Annotated in this window: 4 protein-coding genes; 2 read left to right on the top strand and 2 right to left on the bottom strand. The window is 74.6% G+C overall.

Translation table 11 applies throughout. The features are described from left to right. Positions 1-28: 28 nt before the first annotated feature. Both AB0F15_RS44780 and AB0F15_RS44775 read right to left on the bottom strand, forming a co-directional pair. Positions 29-2332: an SMC family ATPase gene (locus tag AB0F15_RS44780; protein ID WP_360284008.1), complete on the bottom strand. Its 2304-nt coding sequence runs from the start codon at positions 2330-2332 to the stop codon at positions 29-31. Continuing rightward, positions 2329-3480: an exonuclease SbcCD subunit D gene (locus AB0F15_RS44775; protein ID WP_360284006.1), complete on the bottom strand. Its 1152-nt coding sequence runs from the start codon at positions 3478-3480 to the stop codon at positions 2329-2331. Before AB0F15_RS44775 ends, AB0F15_RS44780 begins: the two co-directional genes overlap by 4 nt. 227 nt (positions 3481-3707) lie before the next feature. Between AB0F15_RS44775 and rmuC the strand changes: the two genes are divergently transcribed. Together rmuC and AB0F15_RS44765 are read left to right on the top strand one after the other, a co-directional pair. Further along, positions 3708-4622, top strand: coding sequence for a DNA recombination protein RmuC (gene rmuC, locus AB0F15_RS44770; protein ID WP_360284004.1), 915 nt, complete (start codon positions 3708-3710; stop codon positions 4620-4622). A 508-nt stretch (positions 4623-5130) separates the two neighbouring features. Further along, on the top strand, positions 5131-6048 hold the full coding sequence (locus AB0F15_RS44765; RefSeq protein WP_360284002.1) for a DUF6542 domain-containing protein: 918 nt from the start codon (positions 5131-5133) through the stop codon (positions 6046-6048). Positions 6049-6122: the final 74 nt, after the last annotated feature.

Here is a 6122-nt window from a genome sequence, read left to right as displayed (position 1 = left end):
CCTAGACCGACCCCCCCCCCACCCCCCTCTACCCCACCCCCACGCTCTTCCGACCTCGCGGGGCGGCGCCGGCCGCGCGGCCGACGTCCGCGACGTCGTCCGGCGAAATCCCGAAGAGGTCGGGCTCGGCCAGCAGCGCCCGCGCTCCCGCCGCGGCCGCCGCGGCCTCGGCGATGCCCTGTTCCAGCTTCTCGATCTGCTCGTCCGGCAACATCGCGGCCCGCGCCTTCTTCAGCGACGTGAACCCCTTCGCCGTCACCGCGGCCTCGACCAGCGCCCGCTGCTCGGCCACCCGTTCCCGGGCACCGGCGACCGCGGTGCGGGCCTCCGCGACCGCCTCCAGCGCCTCGGCCAGGCCGAGGAGGTGCTGCCGCCGCGCGCCGACGTCCGCGAACTCGCCGCGCCCGGCGACCAGGCGGCGTTCCCGCTCCGCCAGCCGCTCCTCCAGGGCGCGGACGTCGGTGGTGGCTTCGGTCGCCGCCTGCTCGGCCCGGCGAAGGCGTTCGGTGCGCGCCTCGAAGTCACGTTCCACCAGGATCACCTGCTGGCTCAGCTTCGCCTTGGCGGCGGCCTTTTCGCCGAGAACGGCGACCGCGGACCGCGCCTCCGCCAGCTCGGCGGCGACCGACTCGGCCGTGCGCCCGGCCAGCCGCTCGATCAGCCCGGCCAGCCGGGCCTTGGCCTCTTCCAGGGCGACGACGACCCGCTGCCGCACCGCGTCCGCCGCCTGCTCGGCGGCCTCGGCCTGGCGCTCCTCGGCCGGGTCGACCAGCTCGACGTCCCGGGTCGCCCTCGACGGGTGCTCGGCCGAACCGCACACCGGGCACGGCGCGCCGTCCGGCAACGCGGCGGCCAGCTCGGCCGCCATCCCGTCCAGCCGCCGCTCGCGCAGGTCGAGCCGGCGCTGCCGGGCCGCCTGGTGCGCGTCGATGACTTCGCGCAGCTTCGCCTCGCCCCGGTGGACTTTCGCCTGCGCCTCGGGCAGCTCGGCCGCGTCGCGGGCGAAGGCGCGCAGCTCGTCCACCTTCGCCTTGGCGCCGTCGAGCTTCGCCTCGGCTTCGGCCGCTTCCAGGGCGTCCGCCCGGAGTTTCGCCAGCCGGCCGGGGATCGCGGCCAGCTCGGCGGTCAGGCCTTCGACCTGCTGCCCAGCCGTGACGGCGGCGAGCTTCCGGTCGTCCCGCCGCATGACGTCGAACTGCTGCTGCTCGGCTTCGGCGACCAGCTCCGCGACCGCACCCGCCTCTTCACGCGCGGTGGCCGCCCGCGCCTTCAGGTCGCCGGTCGCCCGGGTGCCGAACTCCCGCAGCCGGGCACCGCGGGCCTTCTCCGCCTGCTCGGCTTCGGTCAGTTCGGCGGCCCGCCGGTCCAGCAGCTCGGCCTCCGCGGCGACACCGGCCGCCCGCCGCGCCGCCGCGACGTCCTGCGCCCACTCGGCGCGCTGCGCTGCCTGCTCGGTGATTTCGAGCAGCCGCAGGTGCGCGGTGCGGACCCGGCGGATCCTTTCCGCGCCCGCGCGCTCTTCCTGCAGGTAGGCGTCCGCTCGCTGGGCGACGGATCGAGCCCGCTCCTCCTGGGCCGTGACCAGCTCGACGCGTTCGGCAGCCGAGGCCAGCACGGCTTCGACCCACTCCGCCACGTCGGTCTCGGGTGGATCCTGCTGCGCCTCCTGCGCGTACCGGGCCAGCAGCTCGCGCACGTCCCGCTGCCGCGCTTCCAGCTCGCGGCCGCGCTCGGCGCGCAGGTCGGCGAACCAGCGTTCGACGTCGGCGAAGCGCTCGGTGCCGAACAGCCGTTCCAGGAGCTTCTCGCGCTCGGCGGTGTCCGAACGCAGGAACCGGGCGAATTCGCCTTGCGGCAGCAGGACCACCTGGAAGAACTGGGCCGCGGTCATCCCGAGCAGCCGCTCGACGGTGCGCGCGACCTCCTCGATCCGGATCAGGCCCTCCGGCGCCAGCCCGGCGGGCGCGGTGCCGATCCAGCTCAGCGACACCCGCGCCTGCTGGGTGGTCGTGCCCTCGCCGCGCCGCTTCGGCCGCTGGTACTCCGGGTTGCGCACGATCTTCAGCCGGTGCCCCTGCACGGTGAGCTCGAGCGCGACCTCGGTGACCTGGTCGGGCTCGGCCAGGTCGCAGCGCAGCCGCTTGGCTTCGTTGCGGGCGCCGGGGACCACGCCGAACAGCGCGAACGCGATCGCGTCGAGCAGCGTTGTCTTGCCCGCACCGGTTTCGCCGTGCAGGAGGAAGAGACCGTCGGCGCCGAGCACGTCGAAGTCGACCACTTCGCGTGCGCAGTACGGCCCGAAGGCTTCGACCTCCAGCCTGTGCAGCCTCATTTCGCGAGGGCCCCCCGGTCGGCCGCTTCCAGGGCCTTGAACAGGAACTGCTCTTCGCTCGCGGTCGGCGGGGCGCCGCGGCAGTCGTCGAGGAAGCTGCGCGAGACCTCGATGTCGGACCGGCCGCGGACGGCCTCGACGTAGCGCAGCGGGGCGCCGGCGTGCCCGCCCGCGGGCTCCCACTCGAGGTGCACCGCGTACGGGAACCGCTCGCGCAGCCGCCGCATCGCGTCGACCGGGCGCACCCGGTCGGTGACCGTGACCGACAGGAAGTGGGCGAGGTAGGCGTCGTGCGCCGGGTTTTCCAGGAGGTCGCCGATCTCGCCGGTGAGGGTGGCGAGCGCCCGGGGGACGGGCAGTTCGTGGCGCCGGACCTCGGCGAGACCGTGTTCGTCCAGGTCGACCAGCCAGACCGATTTGCGTTGGCGCGCCTCGGAAAACGAGTACGCCAGCGGGCTGCCGGAGTACCGCAGGTGCTCGGCGAGCGTCTGCGGGCCGTGGAGGTGGCCGAGCGCGACGTAGTCGACGCCGTCGAAGACCGAGCCGGGCACCTGCTCGACCCCGCCGACCGCGATCGTCCGCTCGGAGTCGGTGGGTTCGCCGCCGGTGACGAACGCGTGCGCGAGCACGACCGATCTGGTGCGCGAGCGCGTTTCGAGGTCCGCGCGGATCCGGCGCATGGCCTCGGTGAGCACGCCGGTGTGGCCGCGTGCGTCCGGCACGCCCAGCGCGTGGCGCGCCGGTTCGGGCTCCAGGTAAGGGATGCCGTAGACGGCGACCGGGCCGTGACCGTCGTCCAGCAGTACCGGCTCGGCCAGCCCGCCCACGGTGGTGCGCAGGTGCAGGCCGCCCGCCGCGGCGAACTCCGCGAAGGCGCCGAGGCGGGGCGCCGAGTCGTGGTTTCCGGGGGTGACGACCAGTTGCGCGCCGGCCGCGCGGATCCGGGCGACGGCCGCGGTGGCCACCCGCACGGCTTCCGCGGAGGGCACCGCGCGGTCGTAGATGTCGCCTGCCACCAGGACGGCGTCGATCGCCTCGCCGGCCACCAGGTCGGCGAGGTGCCCGAGCACCGCTTCCTGTTCCGCGAGCAGATCGGCGCCGTGGAACGTGCGGCCGATGTGCCAGTCGGAGGTGTGCAGGAATCTCACGGAGGTCAAGGTACGACCCGGCTCCGACGAAATCGCGCAGGCACGCCGCCACCTCACTCGAACGTGTGTACTAACACGAGCGGGCAAGATCGGACACGCCCTGGGCGATATCGATGTGTTCGCAGGTCAGCTACCCAGAGCGACGGGTCGGGTGCGTTTTTTGTCGGTGCGGTCCGCCATGATGTCTGCGCGGTCCGATCCAGGCGGCCCGGAGGGAGGAGACGAAAGTGGCGACAGTGCTGACCACCGCGGCGATCGTGCTCGCGGTCCTGCTGCTGTTCGCCGTCGCGGTGCTGTGGCGGCTGTACCAGGACGGGATGCGCCGGGCGGACGCGGCGGCCCGGCTGGTGGCGGCCGAGCGGGCCAAGGCGGACGAGCAGCAGCTGGCGCTGCGGCGGTACGAGGTCGCGTTCGCCTCGATCAGCGGCCGCGGCGAGCTGGGCGAGCAGGTGCTGGTCGAGACGGCGCGGGCGCTCGGGCTGCGCGAGGAGCTGCACTTCACCCTGCAGACGGACCTGGGCGGCGGCGGCTCGGCGAAGCCGGACATGGTCCTGAGGGTGGGCGGCGACCGCACGGTGCCGGTCGACGCCAAGGCGAGCATGGCGACGTGGTCCGAGGCGGTGGAGACGGACGACCCGGACGAGCGGCTGGACGCGTTGCGCGCGCACGTCCGGCAGATCCGGTCCCGGGCGGCGGATCTGGCGGGCAAGGGTTATCAGCGCTGGGCGGACGCGATCTACGGCACGATCATGTTCGTCCCGTCCGACGCCGCGGTGGTCGCGGCGCTGGACACCGACCCGGAGCTGCTGCGCTGGCTCATCGACCGCCGCGTGTTCCTGTGCGGCCCGACGGGCTTCGGCGTCCTGGCGTCGGCGGCCCTGTTCGCGGCGAGCGACCGCACCCTGGAGGCCGACGTGGAGCAGGTACGCGCCGGAGCGGCGGCGGCCCACCGCGCGGCCGGCGGCGCGGTGGAGGCGCTCAACCTGTCGAGCACCCACCTCCAGCGCTTCCTCTCGGCCCGGCGGCGCGAGCTGGAGGCGCTGGAGACGTTCCGGGCCACGGTGGCCCCCCTGACCGACGCGGCGGGCAGCCCGGCTCCTGTGCCGACGGTGCGGAAGGGAGACGAACTGGCGGCCAGCTGACAGACCCTCGGCCTCGGCCGGGGATGCCTCGCAGCGGAAGTGACGGCGGCCGCGCGGTCGGAGTCACAGCGGGCCGGTCGCGACGGTCGAACCCCGCGCAAGCCGGTCTGACTGCGGCAGCCGAACCCGCGCACGCGGGCCTGCAGTGTGGGAGCCGCGGGCGATCGACGGACCTGCGGGTGCGAGCCGCGGGCGAGCGGCGCAGGCGATCGGGCGAGCGGGCCAACCGCGCCCAAAGGCCGCCTGACCTGCGGTGCCCTGCTTGCCGACGCAACGCTGACACCCGCCATCGCCGCCTCGCGACAAGTGCTCTCGCCGGGTTCGGCTCACCGGCCGATGCCCCGCTGGGGAGCCTCGGCGTCTCGTGCGGGACCTTGCCGCAGCAGGCCGCCGGGCCGGTCACCGGCCGCTACCGCGCGCCACCGAATCGTGTCGCCGGGTCGCTGTCGGCCCACGTCGGCGGCGCTGCTGGCAAGATCTTCACAACCACGAGATACCGTGTTGCCCTGTGACCGCGATTCGCGATCGCCAGAGCGATCCAGATGCCGACGACGTCCCCGTGCCGTGGGATGAGCGTCCTGTCGTCGGTTCGAGGCGCGGACTGCCGTGGTGGGCAGCAGTCCTGGTCGGCCTCGGCTTGGCGATCGTGGGCGCCCTCCTGGGCAAGCCCGGTCAGGGCAACATCCCGCTGGTCTTCACCGTCTGCTACATCGCCGGGGCCGTGATCGCGGTCTGCGCGGTGCGGCGACGCGGCCTGTTCGGGCCCATGGTGATGCCGCCGCTGGTGCTGGCCGTGACCGTGCCCGGCGTGATCCTGCTGACGTCGGGCTCCCAGGGCGACGACATGCTGTCGAAGGCGCTGAGCATCGGCACCCCGCTGATCAACGGCTTCCCCACGATGGCGATCACCACCGGCATCACCTTGCTGATCGGCTTCGTCCGCATCTTCCGCGAACGCGATCCGGACGCCCCGAAGAAGCTCAAGGCCGACCGCCGGGCCGACGAGGACGACGAAAAGCCGTCGTCGCGCGCGGCCGGCACGTCGGCCGGTGGCCGTCCGCGGCCCGCCGGTTCGAACCGCACCGGCCAGACGCCGCTGCCCTCGGGCGCCCGGCGCGGCCGGGAAGGCGAACCGCCACGGCGACCCCGTCCGCCCGCGGACGGGGAACGCCGCGCCCCCCGCGCCGGCGCTGCCGCCGAGCGCGACCCGGAATCCCGCGGCACGCGCAAGCCGCCGCCGGCGACGCGGCGCACACCACGTCCGGACGAGGGTGACCCGCGCCGGCGCGAGCCGCGCGGTGACGCTCCGCGGCGGCGTCCGCGCCCGCCCGCCGAGGACGGCCGTGACACCCCGCCCCGCCGCCCGTCCGGCGGACGGAGTGCCCCGCCGCGGCGGAACCGTCCCTGGGACGACGAAGAGCGCTGACGAACGGCCGAACGGCGGTCACCTCCCGCCGGGGGTGTCAGCCCGGTGGGGTAGCGCCGGGGGCTCTCAGAACT

The sequence above is a fragment of the Amycolatopsis sp. NPDC026612 genome (genome assembly GCF_040638285.1).
GTDB lineage: Bacteria > Actinomycetota > Actinomycetes > Mycobacteriales > Pseudonocardiaceae > Amycolatopsis.
The sequence above is the reverse complement of the archived record's forward strand: the minus strand, read 5'-3'. Positions and strand labels throughout refer to the sequence as shown.